Below are 25107 nucleotides of genomic sequence, written 5' to 3' on the forward strand. Positions count from 1 at the left end.
GGCCAGGTCATTTGGGCCGGGCGTCTTCCGTGGTCAGCGGTTTGCCACCGGAACCCCACCAGCCGCTGCGAATCTCCTGGATCACGCAGCGCGTCATGGGCCGGAAGCCCTCGCCGCCGACCTGGACCACGGCTTCGGTGATGGCCGCGATGAGCGCGTGTTTCTTGTCGTCGGGCAGCACGCCCTCGATGATCTTGACGTCGATGAATGGCATGGGGTTCTCCTATTCGATGGTGGCGACGGTGTCGAACGCCAGCCGGGGACCGCGCGGGCGCAAGGTCGAGGTATCGCCATGGCCGAGGTTGACCAGGAAGTTCGAGCGGTGACGGCCGTCGGGAAAGAAGCAACGGTCCAGTGCCTCGGCGTCGAAGCCGCTCATGGGGCCGCAGTCCAGGCCCAGCAGGCGCGCGGCCACCATCAGGTAGGCGCCCTGCAGGCTGCTGTTGCGCAAGCCCACCGTCTGCGCGAGCGCGGGGTTGTTGTCATAGGGCGCGGCGGCCGTGGGCATGTGGGGGAACTGGGTCGCCAAGTGCTCGTGAAACCGGCTGTCCTGCGCCACGATCACGGTCACGGGCGCGCCCATGACCTTGTCCACGTTGCCCGGCGACAGGCAGGCGCGCAGCTTCTCCTTGGCCTCGGCGCTGCGCACGAACACGTAGCGCGCGGGCTGACAGTTGGAGGCTGTGGGGCCCCATTTGGCGAGTTCGTAGAGCGCCTTCAGGGTTTCGTCGCTGATCGGCTCGTCGCGGAATTTTGAAAACGTCCGAGCGGCTGAAAACGCCTGTTCGGCGGGGGAGGTCGGTGGGTTGGTCATGGGTCTTCGAGGGGGGTTGGAGTGGTCAGGCCGCGGTGTAGGCCGTCTTGACCGTGGTGTAGAACTCGGCGGCATGGCTGCCCTGCTCGCGCGGGCCGACGCTGGAGCCTTTGCGCCCGCCGAACGGCACGTGGTAATCAACACCCGCCGTGGGCGCATTGACCATCACCATGCCCGCTTGCGCCTGCCGCTTGAAGTGGGTGGCGTGTTTGAGGCTGGTGGTGCACAGGCCGCTGGACAGGCCGAACGGCGTGTCGTTGGCCAGCGCCAGGGCCTCGTCGTAGTCGCGTGCACGGATCACGTTGGCCACCGGCCCGAACACCTCCTCGCGGCTGATGCGCATGGCGTTGTGTGTGTCGGTGAACAGCGCCGGGGTGAGGTAGTGGCCGGGCTGACCCGAGTCACTGGTGGCGCGGTGCTCGCCGCCAAACGCCAGCGTGGCGCCTTCGGCCTGCGCGATGCGGATGTAGTCCAGGTCCACCGCGAGCTGCCGCTCGTCGACCACCGGACCGATGTCGGTACCGGGGCTGCGCGCGTCGTCCACCTTGAGCTGCTTCAGGCGCTCCACCACGGCCGCCACGAAACGGTCGTGGATGCCCTCGGAGACGATCAGCCGGCTCGACGCCGTGCAGCGCTGGCCGGTGGAATAGAACGAGCCCATCACCGCACAGTTCACCGCCACCGCCAGGTCGGCGTCGTCGAGCACGATCAGCGGGTTCTTGCCGCCCATCTCCAGCTGGTGTTTGGCGCCGCGCGCCGCGCAGGCCACAGCCAGGCGGCGGCCGGTGGCCACCGAGCCGGTGAAGCTCACGCCGGCCACGCGCGGATCGTCCACCAGCGCCGGGCCGATCTCCGCGCCCGAACCCATCACCAGATTGAACACCCCCGCCGGCAGGCCGCTGCGCGAGAGGATGTCGGCCAGCGCCCAGGCCGAGCCGGGCACCAGCTCGGCGGGCTTGAACACCACGCAGTTGCCGAAGGCCAGCGCGGGCGCGATCTTCCAGGCGGGGATCGCGATGGGGAAGTTCCAGGGCGTGATCAGGCTCACCACACCCAGCGGTTCGCGCGTGACCTCGACCGAGATGCCCGGCCGCACCGAGGCCAGCAGCTCGCCGCGCTGGCGCAGCGCCTCACCGGCGAAGAACTTGAAGATCTGTCCGGCGCGCACCACTTCGCCCACCGCTTCCGGCAGGGTCTTGCCCTCTTCGCGCGCCAGCAGGTCGCCGAGTTCGGCGCTGCGCGCCAGGATCTCGCTGCCCGCCTTGTCCAGCACGTCACAACGCTGCTGCGGCCCCGACAGCGACCAGGCGGGGAACGCCGCCGCCGCCGCAGCCACCGCCGCCCGCGCTTGCGCCATGTCGGCCAACGCGTACTCGCCGATCACGTCGCGCGTGTCCGAGGGGTTGATGTTGCGCACGCTGCGCGCGCCCGCCACCCACTCACCACCGATGAAGTTGTGTCCCAGCGTCATCACGCGCGCCCCGCGCCGCGCTGGCGAAAGCGCGCCTGCCACTCGGCCAGCGGCATGTAGCTCGGGTCGTCGCGCACCATGGCGAAGGTCTCGGCCAGCAGCTGATCTTCGCTCTTGCTCAGATCGAGCGGCGTGCCGTAGGGCTGGTTGACGTAGTACGGCGTGTCCAGGTAGACCTCGACCCGGTTGCCCTCGGGATCGAAGTAGTACAGCGACCAGGCGTTGCCGTGGTTCATGGGGCGCATCTCATAGGCGCCCAGGGCCTCGGCCTTGTCGCGGTTCCAGCGCAGCTCGGCCAGGTCGGGCACCAGGAACGACACCTGCATGATGGTGCTGACCTTGGACTCGGCCGAGCGACCCTCGGACAGCACGATCTGGTGGTGCTGGTCTTCGGAGGCGCTCATGAAGACCAGCCGGTTGCCAAAGTTCTTGCCCAGGCCTTCGTCGGTGATGGTGAGCTTGAACACCTGGGTGTAGAAATTCACCATCTTGTCCAGGTCGTAGACGAAGAAGCCAAAGTGGGCGGGGGTGGGGCGGGTGACATTCATAGATAGGGGTCCTTCTCAGTTCTTCACGGCGCCGAAGCGCGACCCGCGACGCATACAACAACGCCAACCGGGGGCACCGAGGAACCGGCTTTGCCGGGCCTCTGGTGCCGTCCCCCTCCCGCCGAAGGCGAGAGAGGGGGGTGACGCGAAGCGGCGCGGGGGGTGATTTCTTAATCCTTCTGGATCTTGGCGTCCTTGACCAGCTGCGCCCAGCGCTTGAGGTCGCCCTCGATGGTGGCCTGCAGTTCCTTCGGCGTGCTGGCGTGCACGTCGCCGCCGGTGGCCTCGGCCAGCTTGCCGCGCAGAGTGGCGTCTTGCAGCGCGGTGGTGACCTGCGCGTTCAGGCGATCGATCACCGGCTGCGGCGTGCCGGCCGGCGCCAGCAGCGCGGTCCAGGAACGCACCTCGAAGTTGGGCACGCCCTGTTCGGCCACCGTGGGCACGTCGGGCAGGCCGCTCCAGCGGGCGCTGCCCGAGGTGCCGAGCGCGCGCAGCTTGCCGGCCTTGACCTGCGGCAGGGCGGTGGTCGGCGCGATCACGACGAAGTCCACCTCGTTGCCCAGCAGCGCGGTCACCGACGCGCTCTCGCCGCGGTAGGGCACGTGGGTGAAGGCCGCGCCGGCGCGGTTGGCCAGCAGCTCGCCCGTCATGTGCTGCCCGGTGCCGATGCCGGCCGAACCGAAGGTCATGGGGTTGGGCCGGGCCTTGGCCGCCTTGAGCAGGTCACCCAGGCTGTTGTGCGGGCTGGCGGCGTTGACCACCACCAGGAACGGGAACGAGGTCAGCGCCGAGATCGGCTGGAAGGACTTGGCGGTGTCGTAGGGCAGCTTGTCATAGAGCACACCCGCGATGGCGTGGCCGCCGGTGGCCAGCAGCAGGTTGTAGCCATCGGGTTTGGCCGAGGCCACCGTGGCCGCCGCGATGGTGCCGCCGGCGCCGGCCTTGGGCTCGATCACCAGCGGCTGGCCCAGGCCCTTGGCCATTTCCGCGCCCACCAGGCGCGCCACCGCGTCGGCGTTGCCGCCCGCGGCGAAGCCGTGCAGCACCTTCACGGGGCGATCGGGGTAGGTCTGTGCGCCGGCGACAGTGGGCAACGCCAGCGGCAGCGCCAGCGCCAGGGCGGCGCCGAAAGAGGTGAACGGGTTCTTGGTCATGGTCTTGTCTCCTGTGTTTTTGAGGCTGATTGCCTGGGGTTACTGCGGGGCCTGTTCGATGGTGTTGCGCAGGATGCCGATGCCTTCGATCTCGACCTCCACCACATCGCCCGGCACCATGAAGCGCGGCGGCTTCTTGCTCCAGCCCACGCCGCCAGGCGTGCCGGTGACGATGACGTCGCCCGGCACCAGGGTGAAGATGGTCGAGGCGTAGGCGATCTGCTGCGCCACCGAAAAGATCATGTCGTCGGTGGTGGTGGACTGCATCTGCTCGCCGCTGAGGCGGGTGACCAGCTTGAGCGGGCGGTCGGGCGCGATCTGATCGGCCGTGACCATCCAGGGCCCGAAGGCGCCGGTGGACTCGAAGTTCTTGCCCGCGCAGATCGACTTGGCGTGGAACTGCCACTCGCGGATGCTGGCGTCGTTGTAGATCGAATAACCGGCGATGTGCTCGTGCGCGCGGGCCTCCGGGATGTTGCGGCCGGGCTTGCCGATCACCACGGCCAGCTCGCCTTCCCAGTCCAGCGAATCCGAGCAGTGCGGGCGCAGGATGGGCTGGCCGTGCGCCACCTGCGAGCGCCAGACGCGCAGGAAGATCGGCGGAAATTCGGACAGCTCACGGTCGAGGCCGGCGGCCACGACCTCGCGGTGGTGGTCGTGGTAGTTGCGGATCGCGCAGACGATTTTTTCGGGGTGGGGGATCACCGGCAGGAAACGGATGCTGGAGAGCGGCAGATCGGCCGGCACTCTCGCGGTGTCGGCGGCCGCGTGCGGCGTGCGGCCCGCCGCGATGTAGGCCTGCAGCGTGGGGTATTGCGGGTAGGCGCGGCCCAGATCGGCGACGTGTTCGCCGACGACGGCGCCCCAGGAGGCTTGGCCTTGGTGTTCAAACGACAGCAGTTTCATGGGGTGCTTTCAAAAAGTGAGATGAGAGGAAGGGGACGTTGCCCCGTGGACAAAAAGATCAGGCGTCTGGCACAGAGGATTCCCGCAGGCGCGCCAGTATCGGTTCGGTGTGGGCGCCCAGCGCGGGCGCGGCCCAGCGGTACTGCACCGGCGTGCGCGAAAAGCGCAGCGGGCTGGCCACCGCCGGGGCCGTGCCCGCGAGCGGGTGCGGCAGGTCCACGCGCAGGCCGCGCGCCTGCACCTGCGGGTCGGCAAACACCTGCTCCAGCGTGTTGATCGGACCGCAGGGCACGTTGGCTTTCTCCAGCGCTTCGATCCACTGCGCCGTGCTGCGCTGCACCGTCACCTGGCGCAGCAGCGGCACCAGCTCGCCGCGGTGCGCCACGCGCGCAGCGTTGGTGGCGAAACGCGGATCGGCGGCCCACCCGGCGTGCCCCGCTTCATGGCACAGCGAGGCGAACTGGCTGTCGTTGCCGACGGCCAGGATCATCTCGCCGTCGGCGGTGGGGAAGGACTGGTAGGGCACGATGCTCGGGTGGGCGTTGCCCAGGCGGCGCGGCGACTGGCCAGTCACCAGGTGGCTGAGCGCCTGGTTGGCCAGGCACGCCACCTGCACGTCCAGCAGGGCCAGGTCGATGTGCTGGCCCAGGCCCGAGCGCTCGCGCCAGGCGACTGCGGCCAGGATGCCGGCCACCGCGTGCAGGCCGGTGAGCACGTCGGTCAGCGCCACACCCACCTTCATCGGGCCGGCGCCGTCTTCACCGTCGGGCACACCGGTCAGGCTCATCAGCCCGCCCATGCCCTGCACCATGAAGTCGTAGCCGGGGCGCTGCGCGTAGGGGCCGGTCTGGCCGAAGCCGGTGATCGAGCAGTAGATCAGGCGCGGGTTGAGCGCGCTCAGGGTGGCGTGGTCCAGCCCGTAGCGCGCCAGGCCGCCGACCTTGAAGTTCTCGATCAGCACGTCGGCGCGCAGCGCCAGCTCGCGGATCTGGCGCTGGCCCTCGGGTGTGGCCATGTCGAGCGCGACCGACTGCTTGTTGCGGTTGGTGCACAGGAAGTAGGCCGATTCGAGGTCGTTGCCCTGCGGGTCCTTCAGGTAGGGCGGGCCCCAGCCGCGCGTGTCGTCGCCGCGCTCCGGGTGCTCGATCTTGATCACCTCGGCGCCCATGTCGGCCAGCATCTGGCTGGCCCAGGGGCCGGCGAGCACGCGCGAGAGGTCGAGCACCTTCAGGTGCGAGAGCGCGCCGTCGGTGGTGGTGGATGCTTGGGTCATGATGCAAACGCCTGCAGGCCGGTCTGTGCGCGACCGAGGATCAGCGCGTGGATGTCGTGCGTGCCTTCGTAGGTGTTGACCACCTCCAGGTTCACCAGGTGGCGGGCCACGCCGTATTCGTCGCTGATGCCGTTGCCGCCGAGCATGTCGCGCGCGACGCGGGCGATGTCCAGCGCCTTGCCGCAGCTGTTGCGCTTGAGCATGCTGGTGAGCTCCACCGAGGCGGTGCCCGCGTCCTTCATGCGGCCAAAGCGTAGGCAACCCTGCAGCCCCAGCGCGATCTCGGTCTGCATGTCGGCGAGCTTCTTCTGCACCAGCTGGTTGGCTGCGAGCGGGCGGCCGAACTGCTGGCGGTCGAGCACGTAGCGGCGCGCGCGGTGCCAGCAGTCTTCGGCCGCGCCGAACGCGCCCCAGGCGATGCCGTAGCGCGCGCTGTCCAGGCAGGTGAACGGGCCCTTCAGGCCGCGCACGCCGGGCAGCAGGTTCTCGTCCGGCACGAACACCGCGTCCATCACGATCTGGCCGGTGACCGAGGCCCGCATGCCGACCTTGCCCTCGATCACGGGTGCGCTCAGGCCCTTCCAGCCCTTTTCCAGGATGAAGCCGCGGATCTGGTTCCGCCCGCTGTCCTCGTCGGCCAGTTGGGCCCAGACCACGAACACATCGGCGATGGGGCTGTTGGTGATCCACATCTTGGCGCCGCTCAGGCTGAAGCCGCCGGGCACGCGGGTGGCGCGGGTGGACAGGCTCGCCGGGTCGGAGCCGCTGTCGGGTTCGGTGAGGCCGAAGCAGCCAATCCACTCGCCCGAGGCGAGGCGCGGCAGGTATCGCTGGCGCTGTTCATCGCTGCCAAACGCGTGGATGGGCAGCATCACCAGGCTGGACTGCACGCTGAGCATGGTGCGGTAGCCCGAGTCCACGCGCTCGATCTCGCGGGCGATCAGCCCGTAGCACACGTGGTTCAGGCCCGCGCCGCCGTGGGTGGTCGGCAGCGTGGCCCCGAGCAGGCCGAGGGCGCCCATTTCGCGGAACAGGGCGGGGTCGGTGCGGCCTTCGCGAAAGGCCATCAGCACGCGCGGCGCGAGCTCGGATTGCGCATACGCCGCGGCGGCGTCGCGCACCGCGCGCTCGTCGGCGTCGAGCTGTTGTTCAAGCAGGAACGGATCGTCCCAGAGGAAGGGCGTGGTGGGCATGGATGAGGACTTGAAAGATGGATCAGCGCTGGCAGGCGAAGCTGGCGGCGGACTCGGTGTCGCCGGTGGTGTAGCGCGCCAGCAGCGGCCAGGGGCACAGCGGGCGGGTGCGGCTGGGTGACCAGCCGGCCGGGACGTCGGGGTTGGCGCCGCCGGGGTTGCCCGCGCCGCGTGCGCCGGCCACGATGCGTTCGGGCGCACGGCCGTGCTCCACCCAGTCGACCAGCGCGTCCAGGCCGTCGTACTGCTCGGTGGCCGGACCGCCGCGCGAATGGCCCTGGCCCGGCACCAGGAACAGGCGGGCGAACTCCGCGGCGCGGCCCTGCTGGTGCGCGTCCAGCGCGCGGTACCAGGCCTGGGTGTGGTCGCTGGAGAAGATCGGGTCGGCCGTGCCATGGAACACCAGCACCTTGCCGCCGCGCTGGCGCAGGCGGTCGAACTCGTGCGCTTCCAGCGTGCCCATGAAGTCCAGGGCCTTGTCGGTGTAGACGCCGCTGGTGGCGAAGACCTTGCTGCCGTCGCGGTCGATGTCGAAGGCCAGCGCGAAGGCGGCGCTCTTGCGGGTGTCGGTGGCCATGGTCAGGTCGGCCACCGGCGGTGAGGAAAAGATGAAGCCCACCGACACCGGATTGCGCGCCGTGCGTACCGAGCTGCGGAACTTCCACTCGGCCCAGCCGGGGTGCCGGATGCCCGGGTCGAAGGGGAAGCCGCTGTAGACCACCTCGCCCGCGCCATTGCGTGCCGGCGCATGCACCGCGGCCAGCACGGTCTTCTGCGCCGCGCTCAGGCAGCTGCCGTCGCGCGCGCCGCTGCAGGTGGGCAGGTCGCGCGCCGGATCGAACGCGGTGCGGCAGGCTTCCACATCGTTCACCAGCCCGTCACGCAAACCGTCGAGCGCATCGCAGCGCGCCAGCACGGCGCGCGCCACCAGCTCGCGCTCCACCGGGGGCAGGGCCGATTCGTAATCGGGCTGGCCGTTGACCTCGCGGGTGGTCACCACCGTGTCCCAGCGCCTGACGTTGGAGAGGTTGGCCACCGAAGCGCGCGGCAGGTGGATGCCGGGCGACTGGGCGAGCACGCCGTCGAACTGCTCGGCATAGCGGGTGGCCGCCACCAGCGCCTGCCGGCCACCGTTGGAGGTGCCGCCGATGTAGGAGCGGTCGGGTGCCTTGCCGTAGGCGCGCTGGATCAGGGCCTTGGCCATGGGCGTGAGCGTGCCGATGGCGTTGTAACCATAGTCCCGGCGTGCCTGCGGGTCCAGGCCGAACAGCGGGTTCTGCGCGCTGCTGTGGCCGGCGTCGGAGCTGATCACGGCAAAGCCCTTCTGCAAGGCGTTGCGCAGCAGGCCGCCGCTGCCCAGCGAGTTGCCGCCGTCGGCGGTGACGACGTTGCCGTCGGTGCCGCCGTTGCCTTGGTAGAGGAAGCGCCCGTTCCAGTCCCGGGGCAGGCGCATCTCGAAGCCGATGGCGTAGGCCTGGCCATCGACAGGGCTGACACGCTCGTTCATCTTGCCGATCACGCGGCAGTGTTCGCCCACCGGCTGACCGGCGTTGCTCAGGCGGCCGGCCGGCTCCAGCGTGGTGGCGGTGAGGCGGGTGCTGGCGAAGCCGAACGCGCCGGCCAGTTCGCTGCACTGTTGCAGCGGCGCGGGCGTGGCTGCGCCCAGCCGCGGCGGCTGGGCGGTGGTGGCGCAACCCGAGACCAGGGTCAGGGTGGCGAGCGCGGTGCTCAACAAGGCAAACGGTGTGTGCATGGGTGATGTCTCCGTCGGGTGCAGGGGTCTGCACGGGTGTCGATTTTTTGAAGTGCGATAAACGAACTTCGTGATTGACTTTTCCGAAATGTACGGGCCAGAATCAGGCGCATCAAACGATTTGTTTGCAATCATTAGTGCATAAAACGCACTTCGAAGGCCAGTCATGACCTCCCGACGCAAGATTCCCAGCACCGCCGCCCTGAGTGCTTTCGAGGCCGCAGCGCGGCACGCGAGCTTCACCGAGGCGGCCGAAGAGCTGTCGCTGACCCAGAGCGCGATCTGCCGCCAGATCGCGGGGCTGGAGCAGTTTCTGGGCGTGAGCCTGTTCCGCCGCTCGCGGCGTGGCGTGCTGCTCACCGAAGCCGGCGTGACCTACCACCGCCAGGTGTCGCGCCACCTCGAACAGATCGAACTCGACACGCTGAACCTCATGACGCGCGGCGGGCGTGGCGGCCGGCTCGAACTGGCCGTCGTGCCCACCTTCGGCACGCGCTGGCTGCTGCCGCGACTGGCCGGCTTCGCCCAGCTGCACCCCGACATCACGCTCAACCTCTCCAGCCGCACGCGGCCCTTCCTGTTCGACGACACCACGATGGACGCCGCGATCTACGCCGGTGACGGGCACTGGCCCGGCGCCGTGACCACCCACCTGATGGCGGAGACCCTGGTGCCGGTGTGCAGCCCCGCACTGATCGCGCCGCGCAAGAAGCTCACGCCGCAGCAGCTGGCCGAGCTGCCGCTGCTGCAGCAGAGCACCCGGCCCTACGCCTGGCGCCAGTGGTTCGAGTCCATCGGCTTCGTGCCGGGCAACGAACTGGCCGGGCCGCGCTACGAGCTGTTCTTCATGTCGTTGGAGGCCGCCGCGGTGGGGCTGGGCGTGGCCCTGGTGCCCGAGTACGACATCGGCGACGACCTGACCTCCGGGCGCCTGGTGATCCCGGTGCAGCACTTCTGCCCCAGCGACCGCGCGTACTACCTCTCGATTCCCGAGCGCAAGGCCGACAACCCGGTGCTGGAGGTGTTCAAGGCCTGGCTGATCGAAGAGATGGCCACCTACAACGCCACAGCCGAGCAGGAGCGCCTGCTGCGCGCCAAGCCGCGGCCCCGCACCCGCGCCGCCTGATCCCGGCTCTGTTTTTCTTCCACCCTTTTCTTCAACCCCTTACAAGGTCATCCCGCCATGTCACTGATCCAGGTTCGCAAACGCCAGCTGCTGGTCGAAACCATCTTTCACGAGGGCGGCCCGCCGGCCGCCGTGCCGCTGCGCATGGCCGCCGCGCTGGCCGTGGTGCGCAACCCGTATGCGGGCCGTTATGAGCCCGACCTGCTGCCGTTCATGGCCGAGCTGCGCACGCTCGGCCGCGAGCTGGCCGAAGAGCTGGTGCAGGTGCTCGGGCGCGACCGTGTCCAGGCCTACGGCAAGGCGGCCATCGTGGGCGTGAACGGCGAGCTGGAACACGGCGCCGTGTGGCACGAAGCCGGCGGCTGGGCCATGCGCGCGGCGCTGGGCGAACCCAAGGCCATCGTGCCGGCCGCCAAGGCCGTGGCCAGCGCCGGTTACCGGCTGATGGTGCCGCTGCACCACACCCAGGCAGCCTACGTGCGCAGCCACTTCAACGCCATGGAGGTGGGCGTGCAGGACGGGCCGCGGCCCGACGAAATCGTGTTCGGCCTGGTGATGGCGAACGGCGGGCGCGTGCATTCGCGCCTGGGCGGCCTCACGGTGGACCAGATCCGGGTGAACGACGGTCAGCGCTGAGCGCGAACGACCGCCCGGAGGGCGGTTTTTTGCACAAAGCTGTGTATAACTTTTTAAGAAGCAGGTAGTTATCCACATCACCTGGACAAGTTCGCCAGTTGTCCCCGTTGGCGCGCGCCAGCAACAGGGCCCTCTGCACACGGTTTCTGGCGACGCAAGTGCTTGATTCGTCAAAAGAAAAGCCGCTTGTCCACAAAAAATGACGCCCTCTACTACTACGACTACTTTTAAATAAGACAGTAAGAGCTGGTAGCAGAACAACCCGAAAACCGAACCCCCTGCGCCGGCCTGAACACTGTTTTTTGAAAAACGGCCGTCGGACCGGTTCCGGAGTCCCATCGATGGGTTCTGCACAAGGCTGTGTATAAATTTCCAATAACCCGGTGGTTATCCACAGACTGTGGTCAAAGTCGGGATTTGTCCCCGTTTCAAGACACGGGCAACAGCCCCCGCTCAACAGCCTTTTTTGCGGTGCAAGTGCTTGAAAAATATCAAGAAAACCCGCTTGTCCACACAAAACCGCGCCCTCTACTACTACGACTATTTTTATTAAAGCTATAGAGAGATAGCAGAGGGAAAAAAAAACGCCCACCAGGCGGGCCTGGGGGCGTTTTGAACAGCGTCCAGTTTCCCTGAACATCCTTGCGTACGAAGCAACCCCCCAGGGCACCGCCGGGCCGCCCTTCGACAGGCTCAGGACGGACGGCCAGTGCCGCCCCCCTGGGGGGGTCGCGCGCAGCGCGGCAGGGGGGCCTTCAGAGCGTGTGCGTCACCAATTTGAAGTCCGGGTCTTCCGGGAAAGGCTTGATCTGGTAGCCCAGGCCCTTCATGAGCTTGAGCATGCCGGGGTTGTTGGCCAGCACCAGGCCCTCGATCTCGGCCAGGCCTTTGTCGCGGGCCTCTTCCATGATGCTGAGCATCAGGCGCGAGCCCAGGCCCTTGCCGTTGAAGTCGTCGGCCACCACCAGCGAGAACTCGCAGCTCGACTTGTCGGGGTTGGTGATGTAGCGCGAAACGCCCACGATGCGCTCGGTCTCGACCATGTCGCCGTCTTCGCCGGCCTGCCGGGTGCGGTGGATAGCCACCAGCGCCATTTCGCGGTCGTAGTCGATCAGGGTCAGGCGCGAGAGCATGGAGGCCGGCAGCTCGGTCATGCTGGACACGAAGCGGTAGTAGCGGCTTTCGGGCGAGAGGTTCTGCACCAGGTCCTGCAGCATCTGCGCGTCGTCGGGGTGGATCGGACGGATGGTGTACTCGCCGCCGCCGCGCAGCGGCCAGACCTGCTCGTAACGCGCCGGGTAGGGCAGGATGGCCAGGTGGGCGTAGTTGCGGGCCGTGGCGGGCGCGCTCTCGATCACGATGCGCGCGTCCACGGCGACCGCGCCGTTTTCGTCCACGATGATCGGGTTGATGTCCATCTCGCGCAGCTGCGGCAGCTCACACACCATTTCCGAGACGCGCAGCAGCACATGCTCCAGCATGTCCATGTCCACCGCGCTGGCGCCGCGCCACTCGCCCAGGGTCTCGGCCACGCGCGAGCGCTCGATCAGGCGGCGCGCCAGGAACTGGTTGAGCGGCGGCAGCTCCATGGCGCGGTCGTTGATCAGCTCGATCATGGTGCCGCCGGCGCCGAAGGCGATCACCGGGCCGAAGGGGTCGTCGGTCACCAGGCCGATGCAGAGCTCGCGCCCGCGCCTGCTCTGCGCCATCTTCTGGATCGTCACGCCGTTGATCTTCGCGCCCGGCTGCAGCCTGGCCACGGCCTGCAGCATGGTGTTGTAGACGTCGCGCACGGCGGTGGCGTTCATGACGTTGAGCGCCACGCCGTTGACGTCGCTCTTGTGGCTGATGTCGGGCGAGTCGATCTTGAGCGCCACCGGGTAACCCAGCTGGGTCGCGATCATCATGGCCTCGTTGGCGCTGCGCGCCAGGATGGTCTGGGTGACCGGGATGTGGAAGGCCGAGAGCAGGGCCTTGGACTCCATCTCGGTCAGCACCTTGCGGCGCTCGGTGAGCACGTTTTCGATCAGCAGGCGCGCGCCCTCGATGTCGGGCTGGGCCAGGGTCGAGAGCGGTGGCGGCGTCTGCTGCAGCAGCTGCTGGTTCTGGTAGAAGCTGGCGATGTTGCCGAAGGCGCCCACGGCGGCCTCGGGCGTGCGGAAACTGGGGATGTTGGCCTGGGCCAGCACCTCGCGCGCCTCGCCCACCGAGGCGTCGCCCATCCAGCAGCACAGCAGGGGCTTGCTCAGCTGGGTCTTGAGATCGGCCATGGCGCGGGCGACATCAGCCGCGTCCACGCCGGCCTTGGGCGAATGCACCACCAGCACACCGTCCACCGAGCGGTCGCGGCCGGCGGCGTCAATGGCCGCGCGGTAGTGCTCGGCGCTGGCCTCCTCGGACACGTCGATCAGGTCGTGGAGCGTGGCCAGGGCCGGCATCTGGGGCTGCAGGGCGGCGACCGCCTCAGGCGAGAGCTTGCCCAGCTGCAGACCGATCTCGCTGGCCCAGTCGGCCGCCAGCACGCCCGGGCCGCCGCCGTTGGTCACGATGGCCAGGCGCTTGCCCACGGGGCGGTAGCGCGAGGCCAGGCATTTGGCGGCGGAAAACAACTCGACGAAGGACCGCACGCGCACCGCGCCGGCGCGGCGCAGGGCCGAGTCGAACACGTCGTCGCTGCCCACGATGGCGCCGCTGTGGGTCTGCGCGGCCTCGTTGCCGGCGGGCTTGCGGCCGGCCTTCAGCACCACCACCGGCTTGGCGTTGGCCGCGGCGCGCAGCGCGCTCATGAAGCGGCGCGCGTTGGAGATGCCCTCCATGTAGACCACGATGCTGTGCGTTTGCGCGTCGGAGGCGAGGAAGTCGAGCACCTGGGCGATGTCCACCGCCGTCTTGGGGCCGAGCGAGACCACGGTGGAAAACCCCACGCCGTTCTGGCTCGCCCAGTCCAGGATCGACGAGGTGAGCGCGCCCGACTGCGACACCAGCGCCAGCGGGCCGATGGTGGTCAGCGGGCCGGCCACGCTGGCGTTCAGGCCGATGCGTGGGCGCTGGAAACCCAGGCTGTTGGGGCCGAGCAGCTGCATGCCGTGGCGCCGTGCCACCTGGTGCATGTCGGACGCCACGTCGGCGTTGGCGCCGCTGCCGATCACCAGCGCGGCCTTGCACTTGATGCGCCCGGCGATCTCCAGCGCCGCCACCGCCTCGGCGGGTGGCAGGGCAATGATGGCGAGGTCGGCACGCGTCTGGGCCAATTCAGCCAGCGTGCCGCTGGTGTGGATGTCGAGGAAGACGAATTTGCCGGTGAAGCGCTGCGCGGTCAGCGCGGCCGTCAGGTTGCGCGCGTGGGCGGTCTGTCCGTCGGGGTCGTCGTGGTTGCCCACGAAGACCGCGATGGTGTCGGGTTGAAACAGCGGGGTGAGGTAGTGTTTGTCCATAAGAGGTGTTGTTGTCAACGGAGCGCGTGACCGGATTCAGCACACGCCGAAGATCCGGCTCTGCCGGTCCAAGGGCGTGGTCCCCCAGGGGGGAAGACGCGAAGCGGCGCAGAGGGGTTCATCAATCCGCGCCGATGAGCACGCGCACGTGTGCCGCCACGCTGCGCGCCAGCGGGCTCAAGACGTAGCCGCCCTCCAGGCAGGAGATCACGCGGCCCTGGCAGTGTTTGTCGGCGACTTTCATCAGTTCTTTGGTGACCCAGGCGTAGTCGGCCTCGACCAGGCCGAGGTTGCCCATGTCGTCTTCGCGGTGGGCATCGAAGCCGGCCGAGATGTAGATCAGCTGCGGCGCAAAGGCGTCGAGCGCGGGCAACCACTCGTTGGTCACGGCCTCGCGGAAGGCGTCGCTGCCCGAACGACTGGGCAGGCCGACGTTGACCATGTTGGTACCCACGGCGTTTTCGCCGTTGAAGGGGTAGAGGCCTTTTTCGAAGATGGAGCACATCAGCACGCGCTCATCGCCGCGGAAGATGTCTTCGCTGCCGTTGCCGTGGTGCACGTCGAAGTCGATCAGCGCCACGCGCTCCAGGCCGTGCACATTGAGCGCGTGGCGCATGCCCACGGCGACGTTGTTGAAGAAACAGAAACCCATGGCGGCCGAGCGTTCGGCGTGGTGGCCGGGTGGACGCACGCAGCAGAAGGCGGTGGGCGCGTCGCCCGCGAGCACCAGATCGGTCGCCTGCACCGCCGCGCCCGCCGCGCGCAGGGCGGCGGTCAGCGTGTGGGGGCACATGTTGGTGTCGGGGTCGACCGCGTGCAGGCCTTCGGCCGGCGAGGCCTCGAAGATCTCGCTCACGTAGAGCGAGGCGTGGGCGCGGCTGAGCTGCTCCTTGGTGGCCAGCGGCGCGTCGTAGGGGACCATGTAGTCCAGCAGCCCCTTGACCAGCAGGTGGTCGTTGATGGCGCCCAGACGCTCGGGACATTCCGGGTGGTGCGCGCCCATGTCGTGGCGGGCACAGTCGGCGTGGGTGATGTAGGCGGACAGCATGTGGTTGTGGTCTCCTCGGGCGGTGATGACCGGCCGGGTGTCTGCGCACCCATGCCGATTGACTTTCATCAATCTAGACCCGAATGCTGACGCACGCCTTGATGCAGAGCAACAAGGCCCTGCCGAAGAGAGGGCACCGGAGCGCGTGCCTCCCATCAGGATGCGGTGGAACCGGCTCTGCCGGGCCACTCGCATCGCCCCCTGGGGGTGACGCGAAGCGGCGCGGGGGGGTCTACCTGAGCCCCGTCAGGGACCCAGCCACCAGGCGCTTGAACGGCGTGAAGCGTTCGCCCGCCTGCACCAGCACCTGGCGCAGCACGCGCGCCGGGCCTTGTTCGTTGGTGTAGAGCGTGGCCAGGGCGTGCGTGGCGAGGTAGAGGCCGCGGCTGGCGCCCTGGTGGGTCCGCTGGTAACGCGCCAGCAAAGCAGGCGAAGCGATGTCCTGGCCCCGCTGCTGGGCCTGGATCAGCGCCCCGGACAGGGCCTCGATGCTGCGCAGGCCGAGGTTGAAGCCGTGCGCGGTGACCGGGTGCATGCCCACGGCGGCGTCGCCGACCACCGCGAAACGCTGCGCGACCAGGCGGCGGGCCCAGACGCCCACCAGCGGGTAGGCGTGGCGCGTGCTGGCCAGGGCCATGGGGCCGAGCTGACTGCCGAAGCGCTGCGTCATCTCGCGGTTGAAGGCGTCTTCGGGCAGGTCCATCAGCGGCTGCAGGGCCTGGCTGGGCAGGGTCAGCACGACCGACGAGCGCGGCAGGCCGGTCAGCGGGCAGGGGTTCATGGGCAGCAGGGCCAGCGTCTGGCCATGGTCGAACCACTCCCAGGCGGTCTCGTGGTGGGGCAACGCGTGCGTCATGTTGCAGACCAGCATGGTGCGGCCGTGGTCGTGCATGTCGGCGGCGATGCCCATGGCCCGGCGGGTGCTGGAGTGGCGGCTGTCGGCGGCGACCACCAGCGCGGAGGTCAGCGTTTCACCGCTGGACAGGGTGAGCTGCGCTGAGTGAGCGTCGGTCTGGATGTGGGTCACCTGCTCGCCGCAGCGCAATGTCGGTTGGCCCGGACCTTCGGCCATCGCGGCCTCGAACGCGGCGCGCCGGATGTGGTGGTTGGCCACCAGAAAGCCGAGCTCGGGTTGGTGGCTGAGCGCGTGGCTGATGGTCATGCGCGACTGCCGCGTGCCCACGCCACCGTCGATCACCAGCGCGTCCTTCAGCGGCGCGATGTTCGCGTCGCCCAGCAGGGGCCAGAGGTCGAGGGAGCGCAGCAGGGCCGCGCTGTGCTGGGTGAGGGCGATTTCGCGGCCGTCGAAAGCGGGGTGCTGCAGGGCGTCGAGAGATTGTTGTTCGATCAGGCAGATCCGCAGACCGCTCTCGCGCAGCGCACGAGCGAGGCACAGGCCCGCCGGGCCGGCGCCCACGATGATGAGGTGAAAGTCCATGGCGCGGCAGCTTACGCGCGGGTCCTCTGTCGGGGCTTGACTCAGGTCAAGCGGGCCACGCCCGCCAGGCGCCCACAAAAAAGCCCCGGACGGGCCGGGGCTTTGAGAGATGCGGAAAGGATCAGCCGCGTTTCTGCATCGGGCCTTCACAGCCCGGCTCGCCACCCTGGCCGCGCATGCCGTGGTGACCGCCGTGGCCACCTTGGCCACCCATGCGGTGCTCACCCTTCATGCCGGCGCGGTGGAAGCCGCTGTGGCCCTGGGTGTCGAACACCTTCTGCTGCTCGGGCGTGAGCGCGGCGTAGAAGGTCTTGACGGCGTCGACCCGCTTGCTCATCTGGGCGTCGCGCTCGGCCTTGTGGGCCTGCATCTTGTCCAGGCGTTGCGGCGTGGTCAGCTTGGACCAGTCTTCGCCGGCGGTCTTGCCCATGCGCGGTGTGTGCGCCGTGCCGGCCACGTAGGCGTTCCAGGCGGGTTCCTGGGCTGCGGTGATCTTCAGCGTGGTTTTGAGTTGCGCCTGGTGCTCGGCGTGGCGCTTTTGCATCTGCTCCATGCGTTGTGCCAACTTGCCGGCCATGTCGCCCTGGCCTTTGCCGGCTTCGGTGCCGCGCTGGGCCATGTGCTGGGCGTGCATGTCGGCCGACATGCCCTGGTGGTTGCCCGGACCGCCGGCGTTCTGGGCGATGGCGGTGGCCGAGAGGCCGACGAAGGCGGCCGCGAGCGAGGCGGCGATGAGGGTGCGTTTGGTGAACAGTTTCATGGGTCACTCCTGAAAGGTGGGAAAAGCCGTTCCAGGGATCTCAGCGGGAGGCTGTCTCTGGAATGGCTCCAGTGTGGAAGTGCCGTGTAAGCGCTTTGCGGCCTTGTGCTGCGGGTTTGTAAAGATATGTTCCGTTTTTCAGCAACCCGCAGTGGCGACGTGCGGCGGGCCGCGATCCGGCGCAGGGCCGCCCCAAGCCGGATGGAGAGCAAGCCACCCAGGTTATGGAGCGGCGAGATCGTCCAGGATGGGGCAGTCGGGGCGGTCGTCGCCGGGGCAGTGGCAGACCAGTTCGCCCAGGGTGCGCTGCATGGCCTGCAGCGCGGCGATGCGCTGGCCCAGCTCGTCAAGGTGCTTCTGGGCGATGCGCTGCACGCTGGCGCTGCTGCGGCGCCGGTTGTGCCACAGGCCCACGAGCTCGGTGATCGCGTCCAGCCCGAAGCCCATGTCGCGCGCGCGGCGGATGAAGCGCAGGCTGTGCACGTCGGCCAGGCTGTACTGGCGGTAGTTGCTGTCGGTGCGCGCCACCTCGCCCAGCAGGCCCAGCGATTCGTAGTGGCGCAGCATCTTGGGCGAGATGCCGCTGAGCGCGGCGGCGGTGCCGATGTTGACCGGCCAGGCCATGCGGCCGTCGAGCGCGGGCTCCTGGGCGGCTGGCGCTGCGCCAGTTTTCATGCCGTGACCGCGTAGCCTTCTTCGCGGATCGCGGCGGCGAGCGCTTCGCGTGGCTGTTCGCTCTGCACCTCGACGCGGTTCTGGCTGCGGTCGATCGTCACTTCGGCCTTCGGGTCCAGCGTCTTGATGGCGGTGGTGACCGCCTTTTCGCAGTGGCCGCAGGTCATGCCTTGCACGGTGAGGGTCTGGTTCATGGTGAAACTCCTGGGTTGAAAACCCGATGCTGCAGCTTGACATGGTGTCAAGGTCAAGCCGTGGTCGCCGGAAGATACACCTTGTGGCTTGACCTTGCCATGGGGGTAAAGCTTATAACCGGAGGAATCCCCCCGCGCCGCTGCGCGTCACCCCCCAAGGGGCGATGCCTGTGGCCCGGCGAAGCCGGTTCCACGGCATCCTCGAATGAAGACACGTGCGCCAGAACAGGACCTGATGTTTCCTGGGAAGCCCACTGTCTGGTATCCGTCTGATTTGTCTCCATGAACACAGCCACCTTAGAAACCTCCGACCCCTCCGCCTTCCAGATCGACCTGGGCATTGGCGGCATGACCTGCGCCTCCTGCGTTTCGCGGGTGGAAAAAGCGCTCAAGAAACAACCCGGTGTGAGTGAAGCGACGGTGAACCTCGCCACCGAGTCGGCGCGCATCCGTGTGAGCGGCAGCGACGCGATCCACGCGACCGCCCTGCTCAAGCGCGCGATCCGCGACGCCGGCTACGAGCCGCGCGCCATGGACGCGATGGACCACGAGGAGCGCGAGCGCTGGCACGGCATTCCGGTGGACCTGCTGCCGGTGCTGGTGGGTGCGCTGCTGTCGGCGCCGCTGGCGCTGCCCATGGTCGGCGACCTGTTCGGGAAGCACTGGATGCTGCCGGCCTGGCTGCAGTTCGCGCTGGCCACGCCGGTGCAGTTCTGGCTCGGCGCGCGCTTCTACCGGGCGGGCTGGCACGCGCTCAAGGCGCTCACCGGCAACATGGAGCTGCTGGTGGCCATCGGCACCACGGCGGGCTGGGCGCTCTCGACCTGGCTGTGGCTGAAGGCCGAACCGGGCGAGATGGTGCACCTGTATTACGAAGGCTCGGCGGTGGTGATCACGCTGGTGCTGCTGGGCAAGTGGCTGGAGGCGCGCGCCAAGCGCCAGACCACCAGCGCCATCCGCGCGCTGCACGCGCTGCGCCCCGAACGCGCACACCTGCTGCCGGACGGCATCAAGCGCATCGAGATCACCGACGTGGCGGTGGACGAGCTGCTGCCAGGCGACATCATCCGCGTGCTGCCGGGCGAGCGTTTCGCCGCCGACGGCGAGCTGCTGCTGGGCCAGACCCAGGCCGACGAATCCATGCTCACCGGCGAGGCGATGCCGGTGCCCAAGCAGCCGGGCGATTTCGTCACCGGGGGTTCGCTCAATGGCGAGGGCTCGGTCGAGGTGAGCGTGCGCGCGGTGGGCGCGCAGAGCGTGTTGGCGCACATCATCGCGCTGGTGCAGGACGCCCAGGCCGGCAAGGCGCCGGTGCAACGGCTGGTCGACCAGGTGGCGGCGGTGTTTGTGCCGGTGGTGCTGGTGATCGCGCTGGTCACGCTCGGTGGCTGGCTCTACGCCGGCGCGCCGGTGGAAGAAGCGCTGCTGCACGCCGTGTCGGTGCTGGTGATCGCCTGCCCGTGTGCGCTGGGCCTGGCCACGCCCGCGGCCATCATGGCCGGCACCGGCGTGGCGGCGAAACACGGCATCCTGATCAAGGACGCGCAGGCGCTGGAGATCGCGCACCGCGTGGACACGGTGGCCTTTGACAAGACCGGCACGCTCACGCTCGGGCGCCCGCGCCTGCTGTCGATCGAAGCGGTGCCGGGGGTGGACGAAGAGGCGGTGCTGCGCGCGGCGGCCGCGCTGCAGGCGCAGAGCGCCCACCCGCTGGCCCGCGCGGTGATGGACGCGGCCGGTGCACGCGACTGCCTGCCCGCGCCCGATGCGGCCCAGGACGTGCAGGCCGTCACCGGGCGCGGCAGCCTGGGGCGCGTGGGCGGCGTCACGCTGGCGCTGGGCAGCCTGCGCTGGATGGACGAGCTGGGCGTGCCCATGGGGCCGCTCGCGCTGGCGGTGCACCAGCGCCAGGGCGCGGGCGCCACGGTGTCGCTGCTGGCCAGCCAGACCGACGAGACCTCGCCCTGGACCCCGCTGGCGCTGCTGGCCTTCGGCGACGAGCCCAAGCCCGGCGCCCGCGAGGCGCTCGCGCAGTTGCGCGCGAAGGGCATGCGGCTGTTCATGGTGTCGGGCGACAACCAGGGCGCGGCCGACGCCATGGCGCGCACCCTGGGGCTCAACGCCGACGGCGGCGAGGTGATCGCCGAGGTGCTGCCGGGCGACAAGGCGGCGGTGGTGCAGCGGCTTCGGGAAGGACGGACCGATCCCGCACCCGGCCGGCCCAAAACCGACCAGCCGCTGGAGGGCGCCGCGACCCGCGAAGCGGTGCAGCGCGGGGGCCATGTCGTGGCCATGGTGGGCGACGGCGTGAACGACGCGCCCGCGCTCGCGGCGGCCGACGTGGGCATGGCCATGGGCAGCCGCGAGGGCGGCTCCGACGTGGCGATGCACGCCGCCGGCATCACGCTGATGCGCGGTGATCCGATGATGGTGGCCGCCGCGCTGGACATCTCGCGCCGCACCGTGAGCAAGATCCGCCAGAACCTGTTCTGGGCCTTTGCGTACAACGCGGCCGGCATCCCGCTGGCCGCGCTGGGCTACCTGAGCCCGGTGCTGGCGGGCGCGGCGATGGCGCTGAGTTCGGTGAGCGTGGTGAGCAACGCGCTGTTGCTCAAGCGCTGGAAGCCGGGGCGGTGAGGGGACCTGACACTGGCTCAGTGTCGGACGGCTTCGGCCGTGCGTTCCGTCGCCGGCGTGGGCCCGGGGACCGGTGCCTCGACCAGGGGCCGGGCTGGCACGTACCCGTGAAGCGCCTGCTGGGTGTCGAGTTCGCGCATCTGCTTGAAATCGTTCAGGAACAGGATCTTCTGCCCGTCGTTGCGAAGCTGGATGTGGGTGACCTCGCCCAAGGCCGCGCGGTGCTCCAGCAGGTAGTTGCGGGACGACTCGGCGATGTGGGCGAGCTGGTCTTCGTTGAAGCGGCCACCCGCTTGCAGTGACCCGATCATGCGGTCCAGCGCGGCACCGCTTCGGGCGTCCAGTGCCGGCGCCAGGCCCAGCGCCTTCAGGGTGGCGTGGTCGCCGAAGCCAGAGGGCGCCAGCCGGTGCTCGCGCTGGAAATCGGTGAGCGTGCGTTCGGTTCCTGCGCCGAAGCCGCCATCGTCTTTCAACGCCTTGCCCTCCCGCTGCAGGGCCTGCTGCAGCAGCCTCACATCGTCGCCCTTGTCGCCTCGGTCGAGCACCGACGGGTCGTTGACGTCGCGCCGATAGGCGGCGAGAGCGGTCTGGATCTCGGGGATGTGGCGTTCGTCGGAGGGTCGGTAGCCGCTGCTCGCGACCTGGCGGTGAGCCTCTTCCATCGCGACGGCGTTGCCGGGCTTCTGGAAGTTCTCCTGGTACTGGCGGGCGAGTTCGCCGGCTTTGTCACCGTGATAGCCCTTGTATTTCTTGACGCTCGAATCGACGACCTGAATGATCCCTTCGTAGTCGGCACCGCTTTTGAGGGACTCGACCAGCTTGTTGTATGTCAGAGGGTGTTGGTTGGCCGATTTGGCCAAGATGCACATCACCTCGAATTTGCGCTCTTCAGAGATGTTTGACCCATAGCGGTCGATCACCTGCTGTGAAGAGTCTGCGATCGCTTGGACCTGCGGAAAGTCGATGTTTTGATGAATCCATTGCTTACCGGTGTCCGAACTGGCCCAGGCATTGAACGTGGCACGGTGTTCGTCTGAGATGAACCGGATCTCTGTCCGGCCCTCAAGACCGTTGCCATGGGACAGTAGGTCGCTGCGCAACGCAGCCAGCCCAGCGGCATCTCTTGGAAAAGGCAGCTGGTTTTCTCTGGCGAAAGCAGATGCATGGCCAATGATGGCGTCAACATATGTCGTTTCGCCCGGATTCGAGGCTCGCTGCTTCACGGACCCCAGAGGCCATGTCCCGCGTTGTCCAAGGTCCACCTGGATCGTTCCGAGGGAATAGCCACTGTTGGCAATCACCGAGGACGGATCGCCCCATTTGTTCGCAGCCACGGACAGCCGGAACGCCGCGTTGCCACCTTCGGTGCCTCGCCCCACCACAAAGTACATCGCGCCGTTACGTTGCGCGGGGTCTTTGATATCAATTTGACGCATGTTTTCCCTCCTCTGATTTTCAGTTTCTCAGCCCACATGCGTTTTCAAAGATCAAGGTGGTAATACAGCTGCTGGCGACGCTGGGTGATCCACATGATCTTGTTGGTGCCGACGGTCAGGTCTGAATCGCCTCCCAGTGGGTCATAGAAGGACACCGAAAACCGGCTTTCAGCATCCAGAAACACTTCCCATGCCTTCTGTGATTTGGCCAGCTCAACTCGCTGTACTTCATTGAGTTTGGCCGACAGGCGTCCAAAGAGTTGGTTCATCTGGGTTCGTTGCCACTTGATCTCTTCGTTGATGCAGTTGCCTTGCTCCAGCCGCCCATTGGCTTTTTTCATGCACGCCAGGTAAGTCTTGCTCTCCAGCTGGCCCAGTGCGGGTGGGGCTTCAAGCGTTTCATTGGCCACCGTGGCGCAGCTGGCGGCACCGAGGGAGAGGGCGAGGAGGGCGATTCGGATCGGCTTCATGGTGTGGGTGTGTGACAGCAGAGACCGGGCCAGCGGCGGCCCGTAGTGGTCGAAAATGCTAACACTTTGGTTTGCAACCGGATGTAAAAGCAACCCCTGTCAGCGGGAGGCTCAGGGGCAGGCTTGACATGGGTCAAGGCTGAGCGGAGCGTGCTCGGGCACAGTCCCGGAACCATTCACCGACCGATCGGTCGGGATCGCCTTGCCGGAGACAACACCATGACCCACGAAGCCCTGCGCGTCATTCGCGAAGAACACGCCACCCTGGCTGCCATGTTGCAGTCGCTCATGCAGATGGTCCGGCGCGGCCCGGTGCACGAGGGGCAGGACGATTCGGCGCGGTTTTTCGATGTGTTGCGGGCCATGCTGTTCTATATCGACGAGTTCCCCGAGACGCACCACCACCCCAAGGAGTCGGACCTGCTGTTTCCCCGGGTGGTGCGCGCCGCGCCGCATGTCATGGCCACCATCGACCAGCTGGAGCGCGATCACGCCACCGGCGAGGCGCGGGTGCGCAAGATCATGCACCTGCTGCTGGCCTGGGAGCTGCTGGGCGAGGCGCGGCGGCCGGTCTTCATCGACGAGGTGACGCGCTACGTGGATTTCTACCTGGAGCACATGCGGCTGGAAGAAACCATCGTGCTGCCCGAGGCCGAGCGCCACCTGGGCGAGGCCGACTGGCACGCGCTCAACGCCGCCTTCGCGACCAACCAGGACCCGCTGAACCACCGCGTGCCGCGCGACCCGCAGTTCGACCGCCTGTTCACCCGCATCGTGATGAAGGCGCCCGCGCCGGTCGGGCTGGGTCAGTAGGCCCTTCTCGCTCGCCAGGGCTGTGGTGGCGGCCCGCGCTGTCCCGCAGACCACACGCTGGCGCGCCGCCCGGGCCGACAATGGCCCGGCCATGCCACGCAGCACCCTCACCGCCGCCCTGACACCCGAGCCCCCGGAGCGCACGCCCTTTGTGCGTCTCGCGCTTGCGCTCTCGCTGGGTGCGGCGGTCTCGCTGGGCATCACCCGCTTCGCCTACGGCCTGTTGCTGCCACCCATGCGCGACGACCTCGGCTGGAGCTACACGCTGGCCGGCGCCATGAACACCGCCAACGCCGTGGGCTACCTGATCGGGGCGCTGGCCATGTCGTGGCTGCTGCGGCGCACGTCGCCCACGCGCGTGCTCATGGCCGGCGCGCTGTTCGCCACCCTGTTCATGGCGGCCAGCGGTTTTTTCACGAGCGCCTGGGCGCTGATGGGGCAGCGCGCACTCGCGGGCGTGGCGAGCGCGCTGGTGTTCAGCACCGGCGGTTTGCTGGCGGCGCGCCTGGGTGCGCGCCAGCCCGCGCGCAGCGGATTCCTGCTCGGGCTGTATTACGGCGGCACCGGCCTGGGCATCGTGGCCTCGGCGCTGGTCGTTCCCCTGGTCTTGCAGGCGGCCCGGGGGCAGGCCCACGCCTGGGCCTGGGCGTGGTGGGTGCTGGCGCTGGTGTGTGCGCTGGCCACCGCGCTCATGGTCTGGCCGGCGCAGGTGCTCGCGCGGCACGAGGCGGCCACCCCGGCGCAGGCCGCCGCAGCAGGGCCACCGGACCGGCGCGTGTTCCACTTGCGCGACTTTGCCTTCGGCCTGCTGGGCTACGCGGGCTTCGGCGTGGGCTACATCGGCTACATGACCTTCGTGGTCGCGCTGCTGCGCGAGCAGGGCGCGAGCCCGGGCGCGGTGACGGCGTTTTACGCGCTGCTGGGGTTGGCGGTGGTGGCGTCGTCGCGCATCTGGGCCGGTTTGCTGGACCGCCACCGGAACGGCCTCGCGCTCGCCCTGCTCAACGCCCTGCTCGGCGTGGCCGCCATCCTGCCCGCGCTCACCAGCGCCTGGCCGCTGATCATGGTCTCGGGCCTGCTGTTTGGCGGGGTGTTCCTGTCGGTGGTGGCGAGCACGACGGCGCTGGTGCGCCACAACCTGCCGCCCTCGCAATGGGCCGCGGGCATCAGCGCGTTCACGGTGGTCTTCGCGGCAGGCCAGATCGTGGGCCCCACGGTGGTGGGCCTGATCGCCGACGGTGCCGGCGGCCTGGCGCGTGGCCTGGTGTTTTCGGCGGTGGCGCTGTGGGCGGGCGCGGCGCTGGCGTGGCGCCAGCGGGCGTTGTGAC

At 68.5% G+C, this 25107-nt stretch carries 22 protein-coding genes; 5 read left to right on the top strand and 17 right to left on the bottom strand.

All coding sequences use genetic code 11. From position 1 onward, the window contains the following. Window positions 1-7 precede the first annotated feature (7 nt). The 9 genes from IM738_RS21395 to IM738_RS21435 all read right to left on the bottom strand — a co-directional run bounded on the left by IM738_RS21395 (window position 8) and on the right by IM738_RS21435 (window position 9112). Entirely contained in the window at window positions 8-214 is a 207-nt protein-coding gene (locus tag IM738_RS21395) for a tautomerase family protein (RefSeq protein ID WP_066253099.1), read from the bottom strand. 9 nt (window positions 215-223) lie between these two features. After that, entirely contained in the window at window positions 224-814 is a 591-nt protein-coding gene (locus tag IM738_RS21400) for a malonic semialdehyde reductase (RefSeq protein ID WP_236963045.1), read from the bottom strand. Between the two features lie 25 nt (window positions 815-839). Next, window positions 840-2285 (bottom strand): aldehyde dehydrogenase family protein, encoded by a 1446-nt coding sequence (locus tag IM738_RS21405; RefSeq protein ID WP_236963046.1) that lies wholly within the window; start codon window positions 2283-2285, stop codon window positions 840-842. Continuing rightward, window positions 2285-2833, bottom strand: a complete 549-nt coding sequence (locus IM738_RS21410) for a VOC family protein (protein WP_236963047.1) — start codon at window positions 2831-2833, stop codon at window positions 2285-2287. Before IM738_RS21410 ends, IM738_RS21405 begins: the two co-directional genes overlap by 1 nt. Window positions 2834-3003: 170 nt before the next feature. After that, on the bottom strand, window positions 3004-3987 hold the full coding sequence (locus tag IM738_RS21415; RefSeq protein ID WP_236963048.1) for a Bug family tripartite tricarboxylate transporter substrate binding protein: 984 nt from the start codon (window positions 3985-3987) through the stop codon (window positions 3004-3006). A gap of 39 nt (window positions 3988-4026) precedes the next feature. Beyond that, a complete protein-coding gene (locus tag IM738_RS21420; RefSeq protein WP_236963049.1) occupies window positions 4027-4893 on the bottom strand; it encodes a fumarylacetoacetate hydrolase family protein in 867 nt (288 codons plus the stop codon). A gap of 58 nt (window positions 4894-4951) precedes the next feature. After that, the gene (locus tag IM738_RS21425; RefSeq protein ID WP_236963050.1) at window positions 4952-6166 is read right to left on the bottom strand and encodes a CaiB/BaiF CoA transferase family protein; all 1215 of its coding nucleotides are present in this window, start codon (window positions 6164-6166) and stop codon (window positions 4952-4954) included. Then, entirely contained in the window at window positions 6163-7359 is a 1197-nt protein-coding gene (locus tag IM738_RS21430; protein ID WP_236963051.1) for an acyl-CoA dehydrogenase, read from the bottom strand. Before IM738_RS21430 ends, IM738_RS21425 begins: the two co-directional genes overlap by 4 nt. Before the next feature lie 22 nt (window positions 7360-7381). Continuing rightward, a complete protein-coding gene (locus IM738_RS21435) occupies window positions 7382-9112 on the bottom strand; it encodes a tannase/feruloyl esterase family alpha/beta hydrolase (RefSeq protein ID WP_236963052.1) in 1731 nt (576 codons plus the stop codon). Window positions 9113-9278: 166 nt separating this feature from the next. On the opposite strand from IM738_RS21435, the gene IM738_RS21440 reads away from it, so the two are divergent. Then, window positions 9279-10238 (top strand): LysR family transcriptional regulator, encoded by a 960-nt coding sequence (locus IM738_RS21440; RefSeq protein ID WP_236963053.1) that lies wholly within the window; start codon window positions 9279-9281, stop codon window positions 10236-10238. Window positions 10239-10295: 57 nt separating this feature from the next. Continuing rightward, window positions 10296-10874: an amino acid synthesis family protein gene (locus IM738_RS21445; RefSeq protein ID WP_236963054.1), complete on the top strand. Its 579-nt coding sequence runs from the start codon at window positions 10296-10298 to the stop codon at window positions 10872-10874. Between the two features lie 755 nt (window positions 10875-11629). Here the strand turns inward: IM738_RS21445 and IM738_RS21450 are convergent. The 6 genes from IM738_RS21450 to IM738_RS21475 all read right to left on the bottom strand — a co-directional run bounded on the left by IM738_RS21450 (window position 11630) and on the right by IM738_RS21475 (window position 18423). Further along, on the bottom strand, window positions 11630-14308 hold the full coding sequence (locus IM738_RS21450; RefSeq protein ID WP_236963055.1) for a bifunctional acetate--CoA ligase family protein/GNAT family N-acetyltransferase: 2679 nt from the start codon (window positions 14306-14308) through the stop codon (window positions 11630-11632). 121 nt (window positions 14309-14429) lie between these two features. Beyond that, window positions 14430-15356, bottom strand: coding sequence for a histone deacetylase family protein (locus IM738_RS21455; RefSeq protein WP_236963056.1), 927 nt, complete (start codon window positions 15354-15356; stop codon window positions 14430-14432). A 232-nt stretch (window positions 15357-15588) separates the two neighbouring features. Beyond that, window positions 15589-16794, bottom strand: a complete 1206-nt coding sequence (gene ubiM / locus IM738_RS21460) for a 5-demethoxyubiquinol-8 5-hydroxylase UbiM (RefSeq protein WP_236963057.1) — start codon at window positions 16792-16794, stop codon at window positions 15589-15591. A 121-nt stretch (window positions 16795-16915) separates the two neighbouring features. Continuing rightward, window positions 16916-17554, bottom strand: coding sequence for a Spy/CpxP family protein refolding chaperone (locus IM738_RS21465; RefSeq protein ID WP_236963058.1), 639 nt, complete (start codon window positions 17552-17554; stop codon window positions 16916-16918). Window positions 17555-17776: 222 nt separating this feature from the next. Next, window positions 17777-18229, bottom strand: coding sequence for a Cu(I)-responsive transcriptional regulator (gene cueR, locus IM738_RS21470; RefSeq protein WP_236963059.1), 453 nt, complete (start codon window positions 18227-18229; stop codon window positions 17777-17779). Continuing rightward, complete coding sequence (locus IM738_RS21475; RefSeq protein WP_236963060.1) at window positions 18226-18423, bottom strand: heavy-metal-associated domain-containing protein; 198 nt, start codon at window positions 18421-18423, stop codon at window positions 18226-18228. The genes cueR and IM738_RS21475 overlap by 4 nt, the downstream gene beginning before the upstream one ends. A 282-nt stretch (window positions 18424-18705) precedes the next feature. Between IM738_RS21475 and IM738_RS21480 the strand changes: the two genes are divergently transcribed. Continuing rightward, window positions 18706-21060 (top strand): heavy metal translocating P-type ATPase, encoded by a 2355-nt coding sequence (locus IM738_RS21480; protein WP_236963061.1) that lies wholly within the window; start codon window positions 18706-18708, stop codon window positions 21058-21060. Window positions 21061-21077: 17 nt separating this feature from the next. Here IM738_RS21480 and IM738_RS21485 read toward each other — a convergent pair whose 3' ends face one another. Further along, window positions 21078-22496, bottom strand: a complete 1419-nt coding sequence (locus IM738_RS21485) for a peptidoglycan-binding domain-containing protein (RefSeq protein ID WP_236963062.1) — start codon at window positions 22494-22496, stop codon at window positions 21078-21080. A 44-nt stretch (window positions 22497-22540) separates the two neighbouring features. Continuing rightward, window positions 22541-22966 carry a lysozyme inhibitor LprI family protein gene (locus IM738_RS21490; protein WP_236963063.1) on the bottom strand — a complete coding sequence of 142 codons (426 nt, stop codon included), beginning with the start codon at window positions 22964-22966 and terminating at the stop codon, window positions 22541-22543. Between the two features lie 219 nt (window positions 22967-23185). Between IM738_RS21490 and IM738_RS21495 the strand changes: the two genes are divergently transcribed. Beyond that, on the top strand, window positions 23186-23779 hold the full coding sequence (locus tag IM738_RS21495) for a hemerythrin domain-containing protein (RefSeq protein ID WP_236963064.1): 594 nt from the start codon (window positions 23186-23188) through the stop codon (window positions 23777-23779). 91 nt (window positions 23780-23870) lie between these two features. Next, window positions 23871-25106 carry a YbfB/YjiJ family MFS transporter gene (locus IM738_RS21500; RefSeq protein ID WP_236963065.1) on the top strand — a complete coding sequence of 412 codons (1236 nt, stop codon included), beginning with the start codon at window positions 23871-23873 and terminating at the stop codon, window positions 25104-25106. Window position 25107: the final 1 nt, after the last annotated feature.

The organism is Hydrogenophaga sp. SL48, assembly GCF_021729865.1.
Taxonomy (GTDB): Bacteria; Pseudomonadota; Gammaproteobacteria; order Burkholderiales; family Burkholderiaceae_C; genus Hydrogenophaga.